Raw genomic sequence first — 21,977 nt, forward strand, 5'->3', positions numbered from 1 at the left:
GTGCAAGCATATCCTCATCCGGGCTTGGATGCTATCTATATTGATGGATTCGGGAGGCATCCGTCAATATGCGCAGCATCCCCCGTTCATCAGCATAGAACAGAGGAGGGATATTCGATATGTATATTACTATAGTCGTTCTGATCGTTGCTGCTCTTATCGCCGCAGCCATCACGGAGATCGGATATCTCCAAATCACGCGGATGAAAGTGAAAAATGACCTGAGGCTGTTCACCGTTCTTGAGCAGGCGGGATTGTACACGCGTGAAAGGTACGAATCGCTCAGCAAGCAAGAAGTGACCATTACCAGCTTTGACGGGTTGAGGCTGTGCGGCGCAGCAATCGAAGCGAATCCCGGCTCCAAGCACTGGATGCTCATCGTTCACGGGTATACCGGGTCCCGGGCGGTATCCACCCAGTTTATCGATATGTACACCGAGGAAGGCTACAATGTGCTGCTGATCGATCAGCGCCGGCACGGCCTTAGCGAAGGCCGCTATACGACGTACGGCTATTATGAAAAATACGATGTCCAGGCATGGATTCGCTGGCTTACCTCGCAATACGGGAAGGATATCGCTGTCGGACTGCATGGGCAATCCCTTGGCGGAGGCACCGTTCTGGAATATTTATCGATCGCGGCTCCGCAAGTGAAGCTTGTCATCGCAGACTGCCCCTATTCCGATCTGACGGACCTCATCCGCCACCAGCTGTCCTCGCTTCATAAAATCCCGGCCAGACCTTTCCTTTCCTGGGTCAATGCCCGCATACGCCGGAAAGCCGGCTTCAGCCTGAATCAGGTCAGCCCGATCCGTGCAGTACGGGAAAGTACGCTTCCCGTCATGTTTATCCATGGGTCGAAGGACAATTACGTCCCAACCCGGATGAGCCTTGAAATGTATGAGGCAAAGCCTGAGCCGAAGAAGCTGCTCGTTATTGAAGGAGCTATTCATGCCAATGCCTATCATATTGATCCGAAAGGCTACAGGGAAGAGGTCCATTCGTTTCTTCGGGAGTACATGGGCCAGCCAGAGATAAGCCCGCAGCCCCGGCTGCAGCAGGCCGAATTGAGCTCTGTGCCGATGGACCGCTCGCTCGAAAGCGTATAACCCTCTTTTATACTGGAGCATGGAATCAAAAAAGCAGCCCCGAGTCCGGCCAAAGCCTGACCTATTCAGGGCTGCTTTCATATTTTTTTCAAAAAAGAAGGGGAGCTGCCGTTAAGCCATGGTGTCCGCTTTCTTCACTTTGACCGGCTTCAGCACCTCGTTGCAGAGCTCCTTCAGCCGGCTCTGAATCTCTTTGAACTCTTCGATTCCGGCCCCCGTCAGGCTGTATGCATCCCCATGGGCCGTCAGGAAATTTTCCTGCGTCAAGCGTTCAAGCTCTTGCTTAACCTCCCGGTCGCCAACCTTATATCCATGGCGTTCGAGCTCGGGCTGCATTTCACTGACGGTAAGATCCCGTTCGTGGGCGTGGTATAGCATGTGAATACCGATAAACAAATTTTGTACATCTGCACGCATTCTGATCCTCTCCTCCTTGACTCTAGGTTGGCACCTATTCTGTCATTCATTACCCCTCGGAAGGTGCGGGGAATCAGCGGATTCTGATCGATACGGCCCTGGCCGGATGCCAATGCTTGACGAATATCTTATACTTATACTATCGTGAGTGAACGATAACATGATAAAGGAAGGGCGGGGAACACGATGTTTCAAAATACGCCATACGAGGGTACCCGGAGCGAGCAGTACGCCCAGGTCCTTCAACAATTGAAGGCATTGATTCATGACGAACCCAATGCGATTGCCAATCTTTCAAACGCCTCGGCCTTGCTGAAGCATTTTTTAACAGATACCAACTGGGTCGGCTTCTACCTCTATGACGGCAAGGAGCTTGTGCTCGGTCCCTTCCAGGGGCTGCCGGCCTGCATCCGGATTCCGATGGGCCGGGGAGTATGCGGAACAGCCGCTGCCAAGCAATCCACCGTTCTGGTAGAGGACGTGCATGCATTCCCTGGGCATATTGCGTGCGACGCCGCATCCAACAGCGAAATTGTTGTTCCGATCATCGTTGACGGAGCGCTTTATGGTGTTCTGGATATCGATAGTCCGCTAAAGGGAAGATTCGATCAAGAGGATCAGCAGTTCCTGGAGGAATTCGTCCACATATTGGAAGGCTCTCTATCCCTGTAGACCGGATGTTTCCCCGTGTTGTTCCGCACACTAATCAAGGGTTTACACCTACAACTTCTTGAGGAGGAATACGCGCATGTATTCAACGAACAACACGCAAATTTCGCAGCAAATCCGCCAGTGTGAGCAATTGCTGCAGCAGCTGACGCAGCAAACGCAGCAAGCTTCCGCCATGTACCAGCAGATGATGCAGCAGGAGCAGCAGAACGCCGCCAGACTGGAAGAGCTTGCACAACGCGAGCGTCAAGCAACGCAAATGATCCAGTCCGCGCTGCAAGGGCACCAGACTGCGATTCAGCAGTTCCAGCAAATCTCTCAGCTGGTGAGGCAAGTGGAGTCTTCGGCCCGGGCTAACCAAGTCCAGCATATCCAGCCTTCCTTCGGCCAAGGCTTCCCGAATTCGCATCAAGGCTTCCAATAAGAATAAGGCTTAGGTGCCAAGACAAATTAGGGGCTCCCGCAAAACCCGGGAGCCCCTTAACGATTAAACAGGTAGACCCTCCGCCTTTGCTTACGGGCTTACCTCAAATTCAATTTCTGCCTGAATCTTGTACTTTTCGGGCTCTTCACTCGCCTCTCCTTCGGCCGGGTGAATCACGAAGTCAGCCGAGCCATAGACGACATAGCGTCCCTCAGGAAATCCATCCTTTAAGGAACGAATGAAATTTTGATAATCCTTCGTATCATTTTCGCTATAGCCGCCGCTGCCTGTATACTCCTTCCGCAATGGCTCCCCCTTCTTCAGGGTTGTTGTAATATACGGCTCATTCATCATATAGTCAATGTTGTAATTTCGGGTCAGCTCCTTCATGGGAAAATAGAATGGAGAAGCCGCATGGCCAATAGTAATCTCATCCTGCTCCCCGACATATTCAAGCTCCGCATAAAGCTTCGGCTTCTCCCCTTGTCCGTAGCGCTCGCTTTCGCTGACAAGGCGGTAAATGAAATCTCTATCCTTCACCTCGGCACGGCTCGGCCGGGCGGCTTGATCTTGGGCAGGCTCTGGACTGGCAGGCGCAGGCTCTCCTTTCTGGGCGCATCCCGTTATAAATAACATCACAATAGCCGCGGCTATCAGGTATTTTCGCATATTTGATCACCTCTACCTCCAGACGGCCGAAGCGGTGACAATGTTGCATGCTCCATTAAAAAAAACCGTTTTTGGGAATAACCCCCAAGGAAAGGGGCTCCAAACGGCTTTTACATAAGCTTCAAATGATCCATCGTGACTCAATGAGGGGGTTCACAAACGATGGCGCCGGTCCCCACTCCAAAAAATGGACCACAAACGCTATAACCGGTATTACGCGCTGCGAAGCTCTAAAGAATCCTCTTCGGCTGATGAATCGTGAATTTACGGCTCGTAGATATGTTTTACGCGTCCGACCTGCCCATCCTGCAGCCGTACCTTGATGCCGTGCGGGTGGCTGGGAGAGTTGGTCAATATGTCCTTCACTACGCCGCGTGTAAGCTTTCCTGTTCGCTGATCCTGCTTCAATACGATATCCACTTCAAGTCCCGGCTTGATGTTGGAACGCTGTCCGCCATTCATTTTCTGATCACTCCTGTTCGTCTAGCGTGTTTCTTCTGCTGTAATGAATATTATGTACACCATACTGAATGCGGCTTTCAATTGCAAATCACCGTCCTTTCATTCCATAACAAACACAGGGCCGCCCCTTCTTGGATTCGAACATCCATTCAAGGAACGGCCCTATGGTCAGACACATATGATGATATGACGGTTCACGTCGATGTTACAGTACGCTTCCGCCATAGAGGAAGCGGTTCTTCCAGGAACTGCTGAAATCGCCTACCAGGACACCGCCGGACTTTTTGGAGTACGTGTGCAGCAGCTTGTTATCGCCCAAGTAGATCGCTACGTGCGTGATTCGCTGAGTTGCTTTATTCACACCGGCATACGCAGATGCCGAGGATCCTCTGTAGCTCATAAAGAACACAAGGTCGCCGCGCTTCAGTTGGCTGATGTTGTATACATCGGTTCCCTTATCCTTGATCCATTGACCTTGCGTCCGGGAGTTGCCAGGGAGCGTGATGCCTGCCCCGTCCATATATGCGCGGCGTACGAATGCCGAGCAGTCAAAGGTCTTGGTCGAGCTGCGGTTGGAGCCGAATTCGTATGGTGTGCCCAGGTACTTCATGCCTGCGCTGATGACTTTTTCAACGGTGGCATTGGTGGACGGCTTGGCAGCGCTTTCCGATCCGCTTCCGGAATTGGAGTTTGAAGAGCCGCTTTTCTGGGTAATGTATTTGGAAGAAGCGTATCCTTGCTTGCCTTCCGAGTTTTTAATCTTATACCATCCCGAGCTGCTGCCCAGAATTTGAACGCTGTCGCCTTTATAGACACGGTCAACCACCTTGCCCGACGTCGAAGGCTGGCTGCGCATATATACATTCCCGCTTGCTACACCGCTTGCTCCAGACTGCACGCTTGCAGCAGCAACCTCATTCACAGACCCATATCCGTAAGAACCAAGAACAGCTGCTGAGAGTAGTGCTCCGGCCATCAATCGTTTAACACTTGTTTTCGAGAAAATATGAATCTCCCCCGTCTCGTTTGATTTTAGGAATGACGAAATTGTCATATTTCGTGATCCCGCAATCATTATAGACAGGCTATGTCTCGGGACGCATGCAACTAATTTCATAAAAGGGCATGCCAAGTATTGGTAAGAAGGGGGACTTTAGTCGCTTTTTAGACCTGTATTTTGAATAAATTACACATATTTGAAGAAATAAATACCAAAATAACCCATGCCTCCGCAGTGTCCTTGACGGCTCTACGGTATGCTGGGTCTTTATTCTTACGGTGTATTTGAATGCGGAAGGGATAAAATTAGAGCTTGTCCGATCGCTTTCCTATCAGACAAACTCTAGTTTATCGCACGACTTATATCTTATTCCACTACAATTTTGTAATCTTTAGGGCTTTATGGCCTTTTGGCGTACAGCCGATACCCAGGATCTTCCGGCACATCGATGAGAATCATCCGCAGATTGTCCTGAGCCTTTAGGGTTAGCCATTCCCCATCCTCTGATTTCAAGACGACAAAGTCCCGATGATGGAAGACCAGCTCGTCCTCCGCTGAATTGAATTTGCCCTTTCCCCGAACTGTCAGTGCGGCGGCATACCTACCGGGCTTCAATTCATACTTGGCTTCATGTCCGGCTAAAATCTGAATATCCAGCATCCTTGCATCCACCGAAACGTCGACCGGGGAACCGCTGCCAATTAACGTCGTCACCGAGCCCCCTTGAATACGATTCACCGGAAACGCGTCCTGCCGATACTGTCGGCTGGCCGGGTTCTGCTTCAGCGAATCGCGCAGATAAGGCTCAAGCCAAATTTGAAAGCCTTCCGCATCGGGTCCGGTATAATGCTCCTCATGTGTAAGCCCCGAGCCCGCTCTCATCAGCTGCAGGCCGCCGGCTCCCGTTTCGCCGCGCAGTCCCTGCGAATCCTGATGGACTGCAGTGCCCTGTATCATATAAGTTACGATTTCAAATCCTTGATGAGGATGTTCTTCAACAGTGCCTTCGATAGGCGAACGAAACCAAGACCAATAGAATATCGGCCCTACACGATTCACGGCCGATCCTTCCCCTGTGAGGCCGATCGGCTTCAGCTCCGCAATTCTTCCTCCGTCTAAAGAGCCTTTCCCATAGTTCTCCGGCATATATACTTTGCCTATCATGTTCAGTCTCCCCCTTTACCTATTCCCCAAATTCCCTATGAACAGGTGACTTTCCCAGATTAATTCGGCTTCAAGATAGCATCGCTGATAACAGATTATATATCAACATCCTATTTTTCCCTGTATCCGTTTTAATGCAGCAGTCTATTTTTTAGTTTTTTTTCAGGTTAGGTTCAGCTGGTCTTCAGTTAGACTGCTTATGATAGGCTTAGCTAATTGATAGGGGAGCGCTGCAAGCGATGGAAACATTCAACGGTATTCGTATATTGCTCGTCGATGACGAGCCGCATATCCTGCAATTTTTGGAGCTGGGATTACTTAATGAGGGCTTTGATGTAAAGACGGCATTTGACGGGGAGAGCGCAATGGCTGCCGCTTACGGCTACCGGCCGCATGTCATCATTCTCGATATCATGATGCCCGGTACCGACGGCTTAACGGTGTGCCGACGGTTGAAAGAGGAAGAAGCGGATATTGCGATCATCATGCTGACGGCGAAGGATGAAATCGATGACCGCGTCAAAGGACTCTTAATCGGGGCCGATGATTATATGGCCAAACCGTTCAGCTTCGAGGAGCTGCTTGCCCGCATCCAGGCACGGCTTCGCAATCAGTTCCCCGGCCTGCTCGGAGAAATTCGGCTGGGGCCGTTTGTCATTGACGATCGCAAGAAGGAGATCGCCTTTCGCGGAGAGGCGCTTGGGTTGTCGCCTACGGAGTATAAGCTGCTGAAGCTGCTTGTAACCAAGCACGGCACCGTGCTCAGCAAGGCGAATATTTTGAATATCGTATGGAACTATGATTTCGGCGGAGAGGATAATATCGTCGAAGTGTATATCCGATCGCTGCGGGAGAAGCTGGGGGACAAGGAGCATCGCATCATCCGGACCCTGCGCGGAGCCGGATACCGGGTGGACTTGCCATGAGCCGGCAACAGCAGGTCAAGCGGCGGCTGCGGCTCAGAGGGCCGGGTTCGCTGCGTATGCAGCTGCTGTCCAGATCCCTCCTCGTCCTCGCCGTGCTGCTGATTCTGATCGGCACGCTGCAATATGTCTGGATGAAGAACGCCATGCTGCAGAACCAGGCGGAAGCGCTGACCCTGCAGCTTCGCGCGATCCCAAGGGAGATCTGGGATCCGGATCCCGATAACGCCGCGCGGCATGCGATGCCCCGCCCCGGCACGGACAATACGGCGGACGAAACGACGGACGAATCGAACGGTTCGGCGGGGAATGCAGGCAAGGGATGGACAACTCCCCCGCGTTCGGAAAGACCTCTGATGTTTCTGCCGAACATGTCCCTTGCCCGGATCGAAACGAACGGCAGCCATACCGATCTGTCCTCGGACAGCAGCGGACGGACCGCTCCCAAGCTATCGTCCGATACCTACAGTCAAATCCTTCAGGAGTTCCAGGAGCACCGGCCCGTGAAATACAAGGTTGTCGACGATGCCGATGGCAACGAGCAGCTGATCGTGTTCCGGCCGCTTGGAGGCCCCGAATCCCTTACCGGCCTGCTTCAGCTCGGGATCGACACGGACGCGCTGCATGCCGTGCTGATGCGGCAGCTCATCATCTTCGCCCTGCTTGCCCTTCTCGCGATGGCGGGCGGCGCGGCGTTGTATCTGCCTCTGCTTCGCCGGACGCTCCTGCCTCTGAACCGGATCGTGGATACGGTCAAGAGCACCGATGCCGGGAATCTGGCGGAACGGTTTCCGGCATCCCAAGGCCAGCAGGAAATCGACCGTCTGGCCGAGTCGTTCAACGGCATGCTCGAACGGCTGGAGCATGCTTTCGAAGCCGAACGGGAGGCGAAAGAGCACATGCGGCGGTTTGTTGCCGATGCTTCGCATGAGCTGCGAACGCCGCTTACCTCCATACACGGCTTCCTGGAAGTGTTGCTGCGCGGGGCAGCCGATCACCCGGAACAGCTGCATGCGGCGCTGTCCAGCATGCACGGGGAATCCAGGAGGATGAAGAAGCTGGTCGAGGATCTGCTGCTGCTGGCCAAGCTTGACCAGAGGCCGAAGCTTCAGGTTCAGCAGGCAAGACTGGATCAGCTGCTCCGCGAGATGGAACCGCATTTACGAATGCTCGCCCGGAACAGAACCGCAGCGTTCCAGACTCTTCCTGTCCAAGGGCGCTGCGATCCCGACAAGCTGAAGCAGGTCGTCTACAACCTGTTCCAAAACGCGGTTCAGCACACCGATCCAAGCGATGGCGTCATTACCGTGTCCTTGAAGCAGCAAGGGGATCGCGCCGTGCTCACCGTAAGCGACAACGGGCCCGGCATTCCGGAGGAGCATCTTCCCCATCTGTTCGAGCGCTTTTACCGCATTGATCGTTCAAGAGCCCGCATCCAGGGCGGGGCCGGACTCGGACTGGCCATTGCCCATTCCATCATGGCTGCGCACGACGGCAGCTTGTCCGTCGCCAGCACCCTCGGTGAGGGAACTGCATTTTGCGCGGAATGGCCGTCGGAATAGGGGCCTAAGCGAGAGAGACTCCATCGTTCTTCCCATTAGCGCTCGTGAGGCCTTGTGGCCATACAGCAAACCTGCATAGGGCTGTCTCCAGGGTTTTCATTTTTAAAAATCCTGTTGGACAGTCTCTTTGTTTTTCCCTGCAACCTGACAATTTGGTACAATAACAAACGTTAGAACAATGTCAATTGAAGGGAATTTTATCGATATGTTCAAAATCTTGATTGTTGAGGACGACACCCGCCTCGTCAGCCTGCTGAAAGAGCATCTTCATAAATTCGGATATACGACCCAGTCCGTTGATGATTTCGAAATGGTCCGCGATCAATTCGAGGAATTCGATCCCCATCTCGTGCTGCTGGATATCAATCTGCCCAAGTACGACGGCTATTACTGGTGCCGTCAGTTCCGGAGCCTCTCCACCTGCCCGATTATTTTCATTTCGGCCCGCGACGGGAAGATGGACCAGGTGATGGCGCTTGAAAACGGTGCGGACGATTACATTACCAAGCCGTTCGATTACGAGATCGCCATGGCCAAGATCAAGAGCCAGCTTCGCCGCGCTTATGGCTCCTACGCTGCCGGGCAGAACGAACGGACGCTGTCGGTATCCGGCCTTACGCTGGATGTCGAGCGCCTCTCCCTATCGCTGGATCAGGCTCATACCGAGCTCAGCCATACGGAGGCGAAAATTTTGGACGAGCTGATGAAGAAGCCCGAGCAGGTTGTCAGCCGCGACCGCCTGCTAGAGAAGATCTGGGATGACCAGGCCTTCGTTGATGATAATACGCTAAATGTGTACATTACCCGGGTCCGCAAAAAACTGGCGGCGCTTGGCATCCAAGAAGGACTCCAAACCGTACGCGGACGCGGCTACCGCCTCATGCCGAGCTGGAGGGATGACGCATGAGACTGTTCCTGCAAGAGCAGCGTCCATTGATCGTCGTCTACATCGCCCAGCTGCTGCTCGTATCGCTTATCTACCGGCTCGACGGCTACCGCAACGGCAAGGTCGTCCTGTACGCCTGCATGATCAGTCTCATATTGCTGCTGGGCTATTTGGCATTCCGCTATATCGCCAACCGTTCCTTCTACCGCCGGCTTGCCCAGCCGATCACGGGCGAAGCCGTTACCGGCGAATCCTCTGCCGAATCCTCCCATACGCCGCTTGCCGAAGCCCTGCAGCAGCTTCTGCGCAGCCAATTCCGCCAGTACTCGACCGAACTGCATAACTATAAGCATAAAATCGAGGGACATCTCCACTTTATCAACCAGTGGGCACATCAGATGAAAACACCGATCTCGGTCATCCACCTGATCCTTCAGGATGATGACGATCCGCGCTTCGCCGCGATCGGCGACGAGCTGGACCGGCTCAAAAAAGGCCTCGACCTTGTCTTATACACCGCTAGGCTCGATACCTTCGAGCATGATTTCTATGTTGAGCAGCTGCAGCTGGAGCAGGTCGTCCGCGGGGTAACCTCCGAACAGAAACGGCTGTTCATCCGGCGCCGCATTTATCCGGCCGTCAGGATCGAGAGCGGTTTGACGGCCGCCTCGGACGAGAAGTGGCTTTCCTTCGTGCTGACGCAGATTTTGACGAACGCCGTCCGATATACGCTGAAGGAGCAAGGCACGATCCATCTGACCGGCTATGCGCGGGGCGAGCAGGCCGTGCTGGAAATCCGGGATGAAGGCATAGGCATTCCCGCAAGCGACTTGCCGCGCGTCTATGACCCTTACTTCACCGGAGAGAACGGCCGCCGGTTCCAGGAGTCGACCGGCATGGGGCTCTATCTCGTGAAGCAGATCCTGGACAAGCTCGGTCATGCCTTGGAGATTGAATCCAAGGTGGGCGAAGGCACCACGGTCCGCATCATTTTTGAACGTTCTGATCGCTAATAAACCTTACAAGGTTGTAAGGAAACTGTAAGTTACGGACATGGCGGAGCCGGATGCAGGTATTTTACAATGATAGCAACGTACACAAGGAGTGAAGTTATGCCGATCCTTAGCGTCAAGCATCTATCCAAAATCTATGAAGGCAAGGTGGCGTTCCAAGCGCTGAACAACATTCACTTCGCGGTTGAAAAAGGAGAGTTCGTCGGGATCATGGGCCCATCCGGCAGCGGCAAAACGACGCTGCTGAACCTGATCGCTACCATCGACCAGCCGACAGCGGGCGAGGTCATCATCGGAGGACGCAATCCCCACCTCCTTAACCGGACCGAGATGGCCCTGTTCCGGCGGCGGGAGCTGGGCTTCGTGTTCCAGCATTTCAACCTGCTCGATACGTTGACAATCGAGGAAAATATCGTGCTGCCGCTAACCATGGAGGGGATGCCTTTACATGAAATGGAAGCGAAACTGAAACGAATTTGCGGGCAGCTCGCCCTCGAGCCCATTCTGCACAAGCGCACGTATGAAATCTCCGGGGGACAGATGCAGCGGACCGCCATTGCCCGCGCGCTCATTCAAGCTCCGTCCCTCATCCTGGCCGACGAGCCGACAGGGAATCTGGATTCCAAGGCATCCAAGGACGTCATGCAGACCTTGTCCGCAGCCAGCCGGGAGGCCTCCGCCACCGTGCTGATGGTCACGCACGATCCGGTTGCCGCCAGCTATTGCGACCGCGTCTTGTTCATCAAGGACGGGCAATTATATAATGAAATGTATTGCGGCGACAACCGCCAGGCTTTTTTCCAGAAAATTATCGATATGCTCGCCCTGCTGGGAGGAGGAAGCCATGACCTTTCGACAATTCGCTTTTAGAAATGTCTTGAGGAATAAAAGAACGTATGCAGCCTACTTCCTGAGCAGTGCGTTTTCCGTCATGATTTTCTTTGTATGCTCCCTGTTCTTGTTTCACCCGGAGCTTTCTGAGCAAATGTTCTATCCGGTTGTTATTCAGGCCATGGTCGGCGCCGAGCTGATTATGTACGTGTTCTCGTTCTTCTTCGTGCTGTATTCGGTCGGAGCCTTTTTGAAGACGCGCAAGCGCGAGTTCGGCATTTTGTTCATGCATGGCATGACCGACCGCCAGTTCAACCAGATGGTGTTCCTGGAAAATATGATCATCGGCATCAGCGCCATTACGACCGGGATCTTGTCCGGCATCATCACCGGCAAGCTGTTCCTCATGGCCGGCTCGGCTTTTCTCGGGGTGCCTCCCCTGCCGTTTCGCCTGTCGCTGCGGGCGCTGGGTCTGACCGTCGCCAGCTATGTGCTGCTGTTCATCGTGATTTCGCTGTTCACCTCCAGGCTCATGCGGCCCAAGGCGCTCATCGACTTGTTTCAATCCGGTCAGCGTCCGAAGACAGCTCCGAAGACGTCGCCCTGGCTGTCCGTTCTCGCAGCCGTCCTGCTGATCGTCAGCTACACGCTGGCGGCCACGACCACGGCGTCTACGCTTGCCCTGCGGATGTTCCCGGTAACCTTGATGACGATGCTCGGCACCTACCTGCTCTATTCGCAGCTTGGCGTAGCCTTGGTGCGGCGAATGAAGAACAGCCGCCGTTTCACCTGGAAACGGACCAAGCTAATCCTGCTGTCCAGCCTGCACTACAGGCTGAAGGACAATGCACAGATGTTTGCCATGGTCACCATCGTGCTGGCCGTCTCGTTCTGCTCGGTGGGCGTGTTCGCCTCCATCCCGGTGCTTACGAAGCAATTTAACGAGGATTTCCCTGCCGCCATCGGCTACATCGCCAAGGAAGGAAACACCTCCGAGCGCGAGCATCTTCAGACCATCCGCCAAGAGCTGGATGAACGAAAAATACCGTTTGAAACGCTGTCGTTTCACGTTAAATATACCGAAGCCAAGACTGATTCCGCCCGGCCCGAGGTCCCGCTCACCCTGCTGTCCTTCTCCGACTACAAGGAGGCTGTCCGGATGGCCGGCCTGCCGTTTAACGAGCCTCCGCTGGAGGCTGACGCTGCCCTTGTCCTTGTCGCATCGCAGAACGACCGGGCCTATATCCGGACGCGGCACCATGTATCGTATCAAATTCCGGATACCGATATCCGGCTGCGCGAGGTCGGGTATTCGGAGCATGCCGGCATCCCGGAATATTTGCTTCCGAAGATGGATGGCGACGACCGCTTCGGCGGTCTGGTCATCAGCGATGACATGTTTGAGCGCATCCCTCCTTCCCGGACGGAGCGGTACACCGGCTTTTACACCGAGGATTTCCGGCAGACGGAGGGCGTCGCATCCCAGCTTGCGCCCAGAGGGGCCGTCCGTTATGAAATGAACCGTCCTTACGCGCTTACCGTAAGCGGGACCCTCTTCGCCCTGCGCGACAGCCTGTATAATATGCTGCTTTTTGCCGCTTTGCTCGTCGGAACCGTATTTTTTATCGCCGCCGGCAGCTTCCTGTATTTCCGCCTGTATGCCGATCTTGACTATGACCGCAGGCATTATGCCACCATCTCGCGGCTCGGCATGACGGACAGGGAGTTTCGGCGAATCGTCACCGGACAGCTGGCGCTGCTCTTTTTCGTTCCGATCGGGCTTGCGATCACGCACAGCATCTTTGCGTTCATTGCGCTGCAAAGCTACTTCTATCTATCCATCGCGGCTGAGATGGGTATCGTGCTGCTGAGCTTCCTGATGATGCAGATCCTGTACTTCTACTTTATTCGAAGCCAGTATTTGCGCAAGCTGAAGCAGACCCTGATCTAAGGGGATCAGCGATCGACGCTCCCAGGCCTTTAACTATGTGAAAGAGGTGTAACTTTTGGAAAACTGGATTACGGATATTATGGAGCAATTCGGCTATGTCGGGATCTTCCTGATGATCGCCCTGGAAAACGTGTTTCCTCCGATTCCGTCCGAGGTAATTCTCACCTTCGGAGGGTTTATGACCACCTATACCAAGCTCAGCGTACCCGGCGTTATTCTTGCCGCAACCCTCGGCTCCGTCGTCGGAGCCGTCATCCTGTACGGTATCGGCCGCCTGCTGGACGTGGAGCGGCTGGAGAAGATCGTGGATCGCTGGGGACATATTCTCCGTGTGAAAAAAGAAGATATCCGCAAAGCGGATGCCTGGTTCGATAAATACGGCTACTGGACGGTGCTCTTCTGCCGCATGATTCCGCTGATCCGGAGCCTGATTTCCATCCCGGCGGGCATGTCCAACATGAAATTCGGCATGTTCCTCCTCTTCACCACGATCGGCACCTTGATCTGGAACGTCATTCTGGTCTCGGTCGGCGCCGCGCTTGGCGAATCCTGGGAAGATATCGTCGCCTTCATGGACGTATACTCCAATATCGCTTATGCTGTAATAGCTGTGGCCGTTATCGCATTCCTGATCATCTTTTTCCGCAAGCGCAGAAAATCCGCTTAACGGTACCAGGCACATGCCTATGGTACGTGAGGTTGGCATGACCGGTTGACCTTTCGGCTTCTTCATGCCATGAATCATTAACGACGCTGCATTTTTACATTTTTCATTTTTTTAAGTAAGGGAGAGACTTTAGGTCATGGATTTTTTAACTATCCTCAAAGCAATCATTCTAGGAATCGTCGAGGGACTGACCGAGTTCGCTCCCGTTTCCTCTACCGGCCATATGATCATCGTGGATGACATGTGGCTGAAATCCGAAGAGTTTCTTACGAAATACGTAGCCAACACCTTTAAGGTCGTCATTCAGCTCGGCTCGATCCTCGCGGTCGTTGTCGTGTTTAAAGATCGCTTTCTTGATCTTCTCGGCCTGAAGCGCAAAAAGCCCGAAGCCGGCGTTCCCGCCGGTACCGGGCGCCTGAAGCTGAGCCAAGTGATCGTCGGCTTGATTCCGGCGGGCGTGCTGGGCGTATTGTTTGAGGACTTTATCGACGAGCATCTGTTCTCGACGGAAACGGTGCTGATCGGTCTTGTCCTTGGGGCGATCTTTATGATCGTCGCGGACAAGATGAGCTCGAACAAGGAAGCGAAAATCGTATCGGTCGATCAGATTACGTACAAGCAGGCTTTCAGTGTCGGCCTGATTCAATGCCTGTCGCTATGGCCGGGCTTCTCCCGTTCAGGCTCCACCATCTCTGGAGGCGTCATGCTCGGCATGAGCCACCGTGCAGCCGCAGACTTCACATTCATCATGGCGGTGCCGATCATGTTCGGGGCAAGCTTGCTGTCCTTGCTGAAAAACTGGGAGTATTTCACGCTGGAGGCGCTGCCGTTCTTCATCGCCGGGTTCTTGGCAGCCTTCGTGTTCGCGCTGATCTCGATCCGCTTCTTCCTGAAGCTGATTAACCGGATCAAGCTGGTGCCGTTTGCGATTTACCGTATTGTGTTGGCAGCGGTTATTGCGCTGGTGCTGTATCTGTAATTTTAAGGGCGTGCGGGTAGCGCTCAGAGGACGCTTCGCGTACGTATCGTTTCTACGATCGCTGTTGTCGCCGGATTTCTCGAATTGTCTCCAGCAAGGGGGAAATCCGGCGACAAAGGCGAACACTCCGTTTCTTCGGAATCGATTCGTCCGCTCCGCTGGGCGCAAGGGATCCGCAATTTCCCGCTGCCTATGTGTGGGGAGAAATAAAGGAGGGCAAGATTTCATTTCTTGCCCTCCTTCTTGTTGTTGGCGAGCTTTTCGGTTCAGTCCGAGTACGCAACTCTTCCCTCTCCCCCTCCGCTGACACCTCTTATTGGTAGATCTATACTCCTGTTTTTAAGATTTCAATATGTGCCCAGAGAAACAGCCTCGCGCAAATTACAGAATTCGACTTTTTATGACAAGAGACATTCTTTTAGCGGTTTACTGGTCTGCGATACTATTAGTACCACTGTTTTTCTGAGACTATAAGCTGAATAGGCCACCCCACCACAGAACTTCGATATCATTTCCTCTATCAGAGTCTCTGAACAGAAGAAGAGATATAAACCTTCAGGCCTATACCAAAAATTTCCGCCCGTTTGTATAGTTCAATTGTCAACAAATGTAACAAAAAATCGAACCGTTGGATCATGGCAAACCCGTTGAAAAGCGGGGACGCAAAGCTACAGGGGCTAAGGCGGATTAAAGTGCATCCGCTATGCCAGCCAGTTGCCCGAAACGGCAGATGAACCTTCGTCTGTTTGTGGGCAGATGAAGGTTTTTTGGCGTTCAAAAAATCATCTTCCAAAGGTCGAATTATCCACGTGAAGGAGGTTCGATGATGAGAGAGCCCGTCTTAAGAGCGGCAGCATCCTTGCGGTGCTATTAAGATGGTCTCACAGGAGAGACACTTAAATGTTGGGAGACGACCGATTATACGAATGTTGCTTTAAACTATCCAATCACCTCAACTCATCTCTGGCAGGAGGAATACAAATGCAAACAAGCCCTCGGCGGCCGTTTCAGCAATCGGTTTCATTCATTCTTTGTGTAACCCTGTTATTATCGTCATGGGTGGTCGTATCCTTCCCAACGACGGCTTCCGCGGCTCCCGCGACGGTAACTAAAGTATTACAAGAAGGCGTCGACGGGTATACGGGTATGAGTTCGGCTACCGTCAGCAGCCTAAAGCCTGATACGCCATCCCCCGGCATCTCAGTCCTTACAAGACGGGACTATGGAGACTATGGTGATTCTCGGCCATTTTTTAAGATCGATCTCCCCTCCATACCGCAAAACGCGACCATTACGGACGCTAAGTTTGAACTGAGCGCGCTTCCGTTCGGGAACTCGGGCAATGGGACCGTATCGGTTGACGTCTATAGAGTCGCTCAGGATTGGAATGAAAGCAGCATCACATGGAATACCTCCATTACGAATCCCATTTATGATTCGATCCCTTACTCAACCAAACCGATCGGCTGCGCTGGAAATAGTGCAATATGCAGTTTCGATCTGACCGGCCTCGTGCAGCAATGGGTTGAGGGCACCTCGGAGAATTATGGTTTTATGCTGAAGGTTGCGGACGAAATACCATCCGTGAATTGGTCCAGAGGATTTCACCCGGAAACATTTTATGTAGTATCCCTCCGCCCTAAGCTGACAATTACCTACACCGTTGCTGCAACCGGCGTTGACGTAACACCCTCCACCCTTTCGCTGATTCGCGGCGGGAGCACGGAACAATTGATAGCAACGGTCCTGCCGGATACGGCCATGAATAAAAATGTGACATGGTCGTCGTCGGATCCCGCTATTGCGACGGTAGACGCAAGCGGCGTCGTTACGCCGGTCGGACGGGGCACGGCTACCATTACGGTGACGACGGAGGATGGAAGCTTCACGGACACAAGCACGGTGACGGTATCGGAGCCGACCGATCTAAGCCAATTGACGCTGTCGAAAGGCACCCTGTCGCCGGCGTTCGAAGCCGGAACGACCCATTATACAGCTGCCGTGACGAACGATGTGTATAGCCTGACGGTTACACCGATCACGGTGGATGCGCATGCAACCATGACCGTGAACGGGCATTTGGTCAAGAGCGGTACGCCATCGGAGGCGATTCAGCTGAACGTCGGTGACAATGAAATCACCGTGACGGTAACAGCACAGGATGGTACGACGAATACCTATATGGTGAAGGTAACCCGTGCGGCGAGCAACAGCGCGGACTTAACGAATGTGGAGCTGTCGAAAGGCACACTAACGCCGGCATTCGCCAGCGGGACGACCGCCTATGCGGCTGCTGTGACTAACGATGTATATAAGCTGACGATTACGGCGACAACGCTCGATGCAAATTCGACCGTGACGGTGAACGGGCAGCCGGTCAAGAGCGGCACTCCGTCGGAAGCCATCGAACTGAACGTCGGTGACAACAAAATCGTCGTGACGGTAACTGCGCAGGATGGAATAACGACGAAAACATACACGATCGTGGTTACCCGATTGAACGCAAGCTCGCCAGCACCTGATAATGGCGGGCACTCGGGTTCCTATAATGGCGGATCATCGTCAGGGCCACCGGTTAGCCCGGTGAACCCTTCAGAGGATAAAACCGACGAGCCTAAAGATACGGAAACCCCTTCGGAAGGGTCGAATGGAGCAGCTTGCCCGCAGCTCACATGGACGGACACCCGGAGTCATTGGGCGAGACCCTATATCGATACCGCTTCGCAACTCTGCATAATTAAAGGCGTTTCGAGCGATAAGCTTTTGCCGGATGAAGAGGTGACCAGACTGCAGTTCGCGCTAATGGTAGCTCGGGCGATGAAGCTGCAGCCTGTGGACCATACCGGTGTCCTGGAAGCCTATCAGGATCGGGAAGACATCCCTGCCTGGGCATCGGAGGAATTGTCCGCTGCGATCCAAGCGGGGATCATCGAAGGCTACAACGATGATATGCTGCGCCCGAACAAAAAGATCAGCCGGGCGGAATTGATCACCATGCTGATTCGAGGCCAGGGTCTATCTGCTGCCAATGCAGCGACTTCGTTCAAGGACGATGCTGAAATCCCGGCTTGGGCCAAAGGTTATGTTAGATATGCGGAGCAGCTAGGAGTCATCGAAGGCCGCTCCAATAACCGGTTTGAGCCGTCCAGCACCGCCACGCGGGCAGAAGCCGTCGTGATCCTGGTCCGCATGCTGCAAGACAAGCAATAAAGCCGCAGCGTTAAAGCATGCATGCTGCTGCAGGGAAGTTACAACTCCAAGTGCAGGCAATAGGCAATAGGCAATAGGCAATAGGCGGGTCGAAATAAAAAAGGAGGCAAGATCTCGTGTCTTGTCCTCCTTTTTATTGTCTCAGGGGTATAGTGAGGATCGTTCCGCCTATAGCAGATATGATCCTCACCCAGGTCCGCTTCCTCTCTCAAGCTCCGCTTACCGTCCCGACTGCACTCCTTCGCCCTCCGGGGTACCCTTAACGGCTTCAACTATCACTATCGTCAGCCCTCCGGCCCAGCCAGCGGCTCTTTGGAATAGTAGCGCACCGCTTTCCCACGCGAGCTTGCGTATGCGATCTCGCCCCGGGTGCTCTCCCCGATATAACCGTTCACATCGATGACGTAGATCTCGTCCGACATGTCGATTTTGCGGAAGTGCAGCTCCTTAAGCCTTGCCTCCTGCTCCGGCGTGATGTCGATGCCGTCGCTCTGCTCGAAAAAACCGACGCTGAGCACGATATGCCCGCCCAACGTCAGGGCCGCCTCAGCCTCCCGGAATTGAGGCTTGAACCTGGTCGACCCGCATAATGTAATGACTTTCATGGCTGCTCTCCTTTTCCTCAACGGTGATTAAGGGCATTTTGTCAGTCCCCCGATTTTCGCGGTGCCCATGATCCGGTTCGCTGGCGCCAATGGGCGCGATCTCCCTACTCTTCAAATGACAGGTTGGACGGTTCGTCCAACAGCTCATAATGTACGTCTAAATGGGTGGTTGGAACACTCAGGTCCACTTCTTCGAATCGGAAGCTGTCCACCCACACCTTGCCCGCTCCCATCAAGAGCACGCCAATCGAGATCGTGGCGCTCTCCTCCGGCACGTCCAGCACGATGGCGTAATGGTTCCAATTCGTGCTCCCGGCGATGCGGCGGTCGTGCATGTTATCGAACTGGAGCACGTCCTCGGCGTGGTTGTCGATACGCATCCACAAGCCGCAATACTCGGCGACGTTGTCGGTTTTGACGAAGCCGGAGAATCTCATCCGCTTCCCCCTGTATTTGTCGGCTTTGAACTGCTGCATCATCGTGGCGAAAGCGCCGGGATCCATCGGCGTCAGGGCGCGTAAATAGCCGGATGCGCTTCCTTGATGCACGACGGTCCGATCGACTCCCATTTCATAATCCTGCGGGTGGCTTCCGCTCAGGAACCAGCCCTTCAGAGCGGATGGATTGCTTGCTTGTTGATTCATGCTAACATCTCCCTTGGCTTGGATTGAGCTTTGCGCGTGGAGCGAGAAGATTTTCCGGTAGCGTCCGGGCGGGATGCCGTACATTTTTTTAAACGCTCTCGTAAAAGACTCCTGGCTTTCAAAGTGGCAGTGCAGCGAAATATCGATGATCGGCGTTTCGGTATGGAGCAATAGCTGCCCTGCCAAAGCCAGCCGGCGTCTTCTCAAATAGTCCGCAATGTTCAAGCCGACCTCTCGCCGGAACAATCTGTGAAAATGGTGCGGCGAAAATCCGGCATACGAGGCGATATCCGTCAGCGTCAGCGGCTGCTCCAGATGCTGCTCCATATACGCAATGCTTTTTTGGATGATCTGTTTCGTGTTCAAGGCGGGCCCTCCTTTGCCCCTAAGGATAACAAAACGGGCGACGTCATTTTTGATCTTTTTTGCCAAAAAAGAAAGACCTCTTCAATCAAAGAGGCCTTTCTTCGAACTTTTAGGGTATGCGGTGCGGTATGCAGCTAAAACCAGCCAGTTGACTCGCCTATTTGCCACCGAGGCAGTCCTGGAACAGATCTTGCTGGACCTTCAGATTAATGTACCGGAAGATGCAGGGAAATCCCCTTACTTCAGGCGGACCTTTTGTTTCGAGCTTGCCGATGCATACGCCGCCAGCGCCACCCGCGCCGAATAATATCCGTCTTCACCGGAAATCGCAACCGGCTTGCCGTCCCGAATGCTGTCCACGAAGCTGTTAACCAGCCCTTCATCCATATCGTCCCCCCAGAAGCTCCAGGCGGCTTTGCCTGTAATATCGCTGTACACATCGTTCTTCTGGGCGAACGAATCGATGTTAATCACGCCCTTGGTACCGATGATCTCCAGCGTGACATCCCCCCAGGTCGGGAAGGTCCGGTTTCGGGACCAGCTTGGATCAAGAACAGCCACAACGCCGTTTGCAAATTTGACATGGACCATGCCGGCATCGTCAATATCGGTTTCATGAAACAGCGTTTCGGCGTGGGCGTACACTTCCTCCGCGACGCTGCCGGTAAACCAGTGCATCAAATCCATCACGTGGACGGTATGGTCCAGCACCGCTCCGCCGCCGGAATGCTCGCGCTCGATAAACCATCCTCCCGGCATGGTGCCCCGGTTGGTTCCCTTCATCGCCAGGATCTCGCCGATCTGACCGGCGTCGATCGCTTCCTTCGCCTGCCGGACCGACGTAATGAACCGGCACGGGAAAGCCGTCATCAGCTGCACGCCGTTGTCCTTGCAGGTCTGAATCATATCCAGCATTTCGGATTCGGACAGCCCCAGCGGCTTCTCGCAGAGGACATGCTTGCCCGCAGCAGCCGCCCGCTTCGTGATCTCCGCATGACGGGCATTCTCCGAACAGATGACGACGGCATCCAAATCCTGCGCCAAAAGCTCATCGTAATTCGCATAATACGGAATGCCCCGCTCTACCGAGTAAGGGCGCACCCGCTCCGCATTCTCATCGGCAATGCCGACCACCTCGACATCCTCCCGTTTCTGCATGGAATTCAAATAGCTGACCGCATGCATATGGGCAAAGCTGATAAATCCGACTTTAATCTTGTTCATGATGCATTCCCTCCCATAATCACAGGCTGTCCGGTCTGGGCCGAACGTTCCGCCGCCAAAGCGACTTCTACCGCATAGCAGGCATCCGCCGCGCTGACCCTTGGCTCGCTGCCGTCTTGAATGCACTTGATGAAATGCTGCACTTCATCATAATACGGATCATGGAGGCTGGGGCTTGAAGGAACCTGGACGGCTGCCGATTCTCCCGACGGCCCGGCGGCAAGCTTGATATCCAGCGACTGCACCTGATTGCTGTCAAACCGGATGATCCCCTGGTCTCCCGCGATTTCAAACTGGGTTGTAAACGGTCCGGGATAGCCCCAATATCCGGTTAGGTTCGCAATTGCGCTGTTTTTGAATCGAAGCGTAATCTGGGCGTATTCCATCTCAGGCTCTTCCCGTTTGATTACGGAAGCGAAGACGGACTCCACTTCCCCGAACAGCCAGCAGGCAAAATCAATGTCATGGATCATTAAATCCAGGATGACGCCGCCGCTTTGATCATGATTGCTGTACCAGCCGTCCATCCCCTTCGGATAGGAGCCGTATCGCTTGAAGTGGGCCATCTTCGCCGTTCCGATCACGCCCGAATGCGCCTGACGGTAAGCATCTGCATAATTCGGGAAGAAGCGCACGACATGCCCGATGAATAAACGGACGCCGTGCTTCTCGCATGCAGCCTTCATTTCAAGCGCATCCTCGAGCGTAAGCGCGGCCGGTTTTTCGCAGATGATATGGATCCCCTTCTCCGCCAGCTTCAGAGTATATGGTTTATGCAAATAGGTCGGCAAGCAGATTGCAACCGTCTCCAATTCTTCCTGCTGAAGAAGCGATTCGACATCCGTATATGCCTTCGCACCGGTCACGGCTGCAGCCTTCTCCGCCCGCCCGGCGTTTATGTCTACGACACCCGTAACCTTGACTCCAGGCATCGCTGCCAGATTGCCCGCGTAAGCCATTCCCATCGTTCCACAGCCTATGATCGCTATGTTCACGTTAAATTACCTCCATTGTCCTTGAATATGATCTCCCTGCACCGCAATTGCCGGTCCGGAAAGGTGGCCCCTCTTTCGAAAAATGTTGCTGCCCTACATAACATTCTTCAACGTTCTTCGCATTCCTGCTCTATAGGGACGGATTATGTCATTTTTTGAAACCGGTTCGTTAACTTGGTAAAGTGTATATAGAAGCTTTCATAAACA

21 protein-coding genes and 1 riboswitch are annotated in these 21,977 nt (G+C 53.7%); of the genes, 12 read left to right on the plus strand and 9 right to left on the minus strand.

From position 1 onward, the window contains the following. Positions 1-119 precede the first annotated feature (119 nt). Positions 120-1,109 carry an alpha/beta hydrolase gene (locus BBD41_RS10805; RefSeq protein WP_099477585.1) on the plus strand — a complete coding sequence of 330 codons (990 nt, stop codon included), beginning with the start codon at positions 120-122 and terminating at the stop codon, positions 1,107-1,109. A gap of 111 nt (positions 1,110-1,220) precedes the next feature. On the opposite strand, the gene BBD41_RS10810 is transcribed toward BBD41_RS10805, so the two are convergent. Next, positions 1,221-1,526: a hypothetical protein gene (locus BBD41_RS10810; protein WP_077569830.1), complete on the minus strand. Its 306-nt coding sequence runs from the start codon at positions 1,524-1,526 to the stop codon at positions 1,221-1,223. A gap of 186 nt (positions 1,527-1,712) precedes the next feature. Between BBD41_RS10810 and BBD41_RS10815 the strand changes: the two genes are divergently transcribed. After that, complete coding sequence (locus tag BBD41_RS10815; RefSeq protein ID WP_077569831.1) at positions 1,713-2,198, plus strand: GAF domain-containing protein; 486 nt, start codon at positions 1,713-1,715, stop codon at positions 2,196-2,198. Positions 2,199-2,274: 76 nt separating this feature from the next. Continuing rightward, complete coding sequence (locus BBD41_RS10820; RefSeq protein ID WP_077569832.1) at positions 2,275-2,619, plus strand: AMP-dependent synthetase and ligase; 345 nt, start codon at positions 2,275-2,277, stop codon at positions 2,617-2,619. Positions 2,620-2,709: 90 nt separating this feature from the next. On the opposite strand, the gene BBD41_RS10825 is transcribed toward BBD41_RS10820, so the two are convergent. The 4 genes from BBD41_RS10825 to BBD41_RS10840 all read right to left on the minus strand — a co-directional run bounded on the left by BBD41_RS10825 (position 2,710) and on the right by BBD41_RS10840 (position 5,914). Beyond that, positions 2,710-3,288 carry a hypothetical protein gene (locus tag BBD41_RS10825; RefSeq protein ID WP_099477586.1) on the minus strand — a complete coding sequence of 193 codons (579 nt, stop codon included), beginning with the start codon at positions 3,286-3,288 and terminating at the stop codon, positions 2,710-2,712. 264 nt (positions 3,289-3,552) lie between these two features. Continuing rightward, on the minus strand, positions 3,553-3,750 hold the full coding sequence (locus tag BBD41_RS10830) for a YwbE family protein (RefSeq protein WP_007132443.1): 198 nt from the start codon (positions 3,748-3,750) through the stop codon (positions 3,553-3,555). A 205-nt stretch (positions 3,751-3,955) separates the two neighbouring features. After that, entirely contained in the window at positions 3,956-4,726 is a 771-nt protein-coding gene (locus tag BBD41_RS10835; protein ID WP_418304251.1) for a C40 family peptidase, read from the minus strand. Positions 4,727-5,149: 423 nt separating this feature from the next. After that, the gene (locus tag BBD41_RS10840) at positions 5,150-5,914 is read right to left on the minus strand and encodes a pirin family protein (protein ID WP_077569835.1); all 765 of its coding nucleotides are present in this window, start codon (positions 5,912-5,914) and stop codon (positions 5,150-5,152) included. Between the two features lie 239 nt (positions 5,915-6,153). On the opposite strand from BBD41_RS10840, the gene BBD41_RS10845 reads away from it, so the two are divergent. The 9 genes from BBD41_RS10845 to BBD41_RS10885 all read left to right on the plus strand — a co-directional run bounded on the left by BBD41_RS10845 (position 6,154) and on the right by BBD41_RS10885 (position 17,936). Beyond that, positions 6,154-6,840 carry a response regulator transcription factor gene (locus tag BBD41_RS10845; protein ID WP_099477588.1) on the plus strand — a complete coding sequence of 229 codons (687 nt, stop codon included), beginning with the start codon at positions 6,154-6,156 and terminating at the stop codon, positions 6,838-6,840. Continuing rightward, a complete protein-coding gene (locus BBD41_RS10850; RefSeq protein WP_099477589.1) occupies positions 6,837-8,399 on the plus strand; it encodes a sensor histidine kinase in 1,563 nt (520 codons plus the stop codon). The genes BBD41_RS10845 and BBD41_RS10850 overlap by 4 nt, the downstream gene beginning before the upstream one ends. A gap of 205 nt (positions 8,400-8,604) precedes the next feature. Next, entirely contained in the window at positions 8,605-9,306 is a 702-nt protein-coding gene (locus BBD41_RS10855) for a response regulator transcription factor (protein WP_077569838.1), read from the plus strand. Continuing rightward, the gene (locus tag BBD41_RS10860) at positions 9,303-10,298 is read left to right on the plus strand and encodes a sensor histidine kinase (protein ID WP_099477590.1); all 996 of its coding nucleotides are present in this window, start codon (positions 9,303-9,305) and stop codon (positions 10,296-10,298) included. Before BBD41_RS10855 ends, BBD41_RS10860 begins: the two co-directional genes overlap by 4 nt. A 99-nt stretch (positions 10,299-10,397) precedes the next feature. Then, the gene (locus tag BBD41_RS10865; RefSeq protein ID WP_099477591.1) at positions 10,398-11,168 is read left to right on the plus strand and encodes an ABC transporter ATP-binding protein; all 771 of its coding nucleotides are present in this window, start codon (positions 10,398-10,400) and stop codon (positions 11,166-11,168) included. After that, positions 11,143-13,080 carry an ABC transporter permease gene (locus tag BBD41_RS10870; protein ID WP_099477592.1) on the plus strand — a complete coding sequence of 646 codons (1,938 nt, stop codon included), beginning with the start codon at positions 11,143-11,145 and terminating at the stop codon, positions 13,078-13,080. Before BBD41_RS10865 ends, BBD41_RS10870 begins: the two co-directional genes overlap by 26 nt. A 55-nt stretch (positions 13,081-13,135) precedes the next feature. Further along, positions 13,136-13,747 carry a DedA family protein gene (locus BBD41_RS10875; RefSeq protein WP_007132452.1) on the plus strand — a complete coding sequence of 204 codons (612 nt, stop codon included), beginning with the start codon at positions 13,136-13,138 and terminating at the stop codon, positions 13,745-13,747. Between the two features lie 136 nt (positions 13,748-13,883). Next, positions 13,884-14,726, plus strand: coding sequence for an undecaprenyl-diphosphate phosphatase (locus BBD41_RS10880; RefSeq protein ID WP_099477593.1), 843 nt, complete (start codon positions 13,884-13,886; stop codon positions 14,724-14,726). 627 nt (positions 14,727-15,353) lie between these two features. Continuing rightward, positions 15,354-15,448, plus strand: a riboswitch (cyclic di-GMP riboswitch). Between the two features lie 259 nt (positions 15,449-15,707). Further along, positions 15,708-17,936, plus strand: a complete 2,229-nt coding sequence (locus tag BBD41_RS10885) for a cadherin-like beta sandwich domain-containing protein (RefSeq protein ID WP_162292785.1) — start codon at positions 15,708-15,710, stop codon at positions 17,934-17,936. Positions 17,937-18,220: 284 nt separating this feature from the next. Here the strand turns inward: BBD41_RS10885 and BBD41_RS10890 are convergent, their stop codons facing one another. From BBD41_RS10890 to BBD41_RS10905, 4 genes are all read right to left on the minus strand, one after another. Continuing rightward, the gene (locus BBD41_RS10890) at positions 18,221-18,541 is read right to left on the minus strand and encodes a TIR domain-containing protein (protein ID WP_099477595.1); all 321 of its coding nucleotides are present in this window, start codon (positions 18,539-18,541) and stop codon (positions 18,221-18,223) included. A gap of 104 nt (positions 18,542-18,645) precedes the next feature. Continuing rightward, positions 18,646-19,551: a helix-turn-helix domain-containing protein gene (locus BBD41_RS10895; RefSeq protein ID WP_099477596.1), complete on the minus strand. Its 906-nt coding sequence runs from the start codon at positions 19,549-19,551 to the stop codon at positions 18,646-18,648. A 237-nt stretch (positions 19,552-19,788) separates the two neighbouring features. Next, positions 19,789-20,775, minus strand: coding sequence for a Gfo/Idh/MocA family protein (locus BBD41_RS10900; protein ID WP_099477597.1), 987 nt, complete (start codon positions 20,773-20,775; stop codon positions 19,789-19,791). Then, entirely contained in the window at positions 20,772-21,770 is a 999-nt protein-coding gene (locus BBD41_RS10905) for a Gfo/Idh/MocA family protein (protein WP_099477598.1), read from the minus strand. The genes BBD41_RS10900 and BBD41_RS10905 overlap by 4 nt, the downstream gene beginning before the upstream one ends. Positions 21,771-21,977 lie beyond the last annotated feature (207 nt).

The sequence above is a fragment of the Paenibacillus ihbetae genome (assembly GCF_002741055.1).
In the GTDB taxonomy this organism is placed as follows: Bacteria; Bacillota; Bacilli; order Paenibacillales; family Paenibacillaceae; genus Paenibacillus_AQ; species Paenibacillus_AQ ihbetae.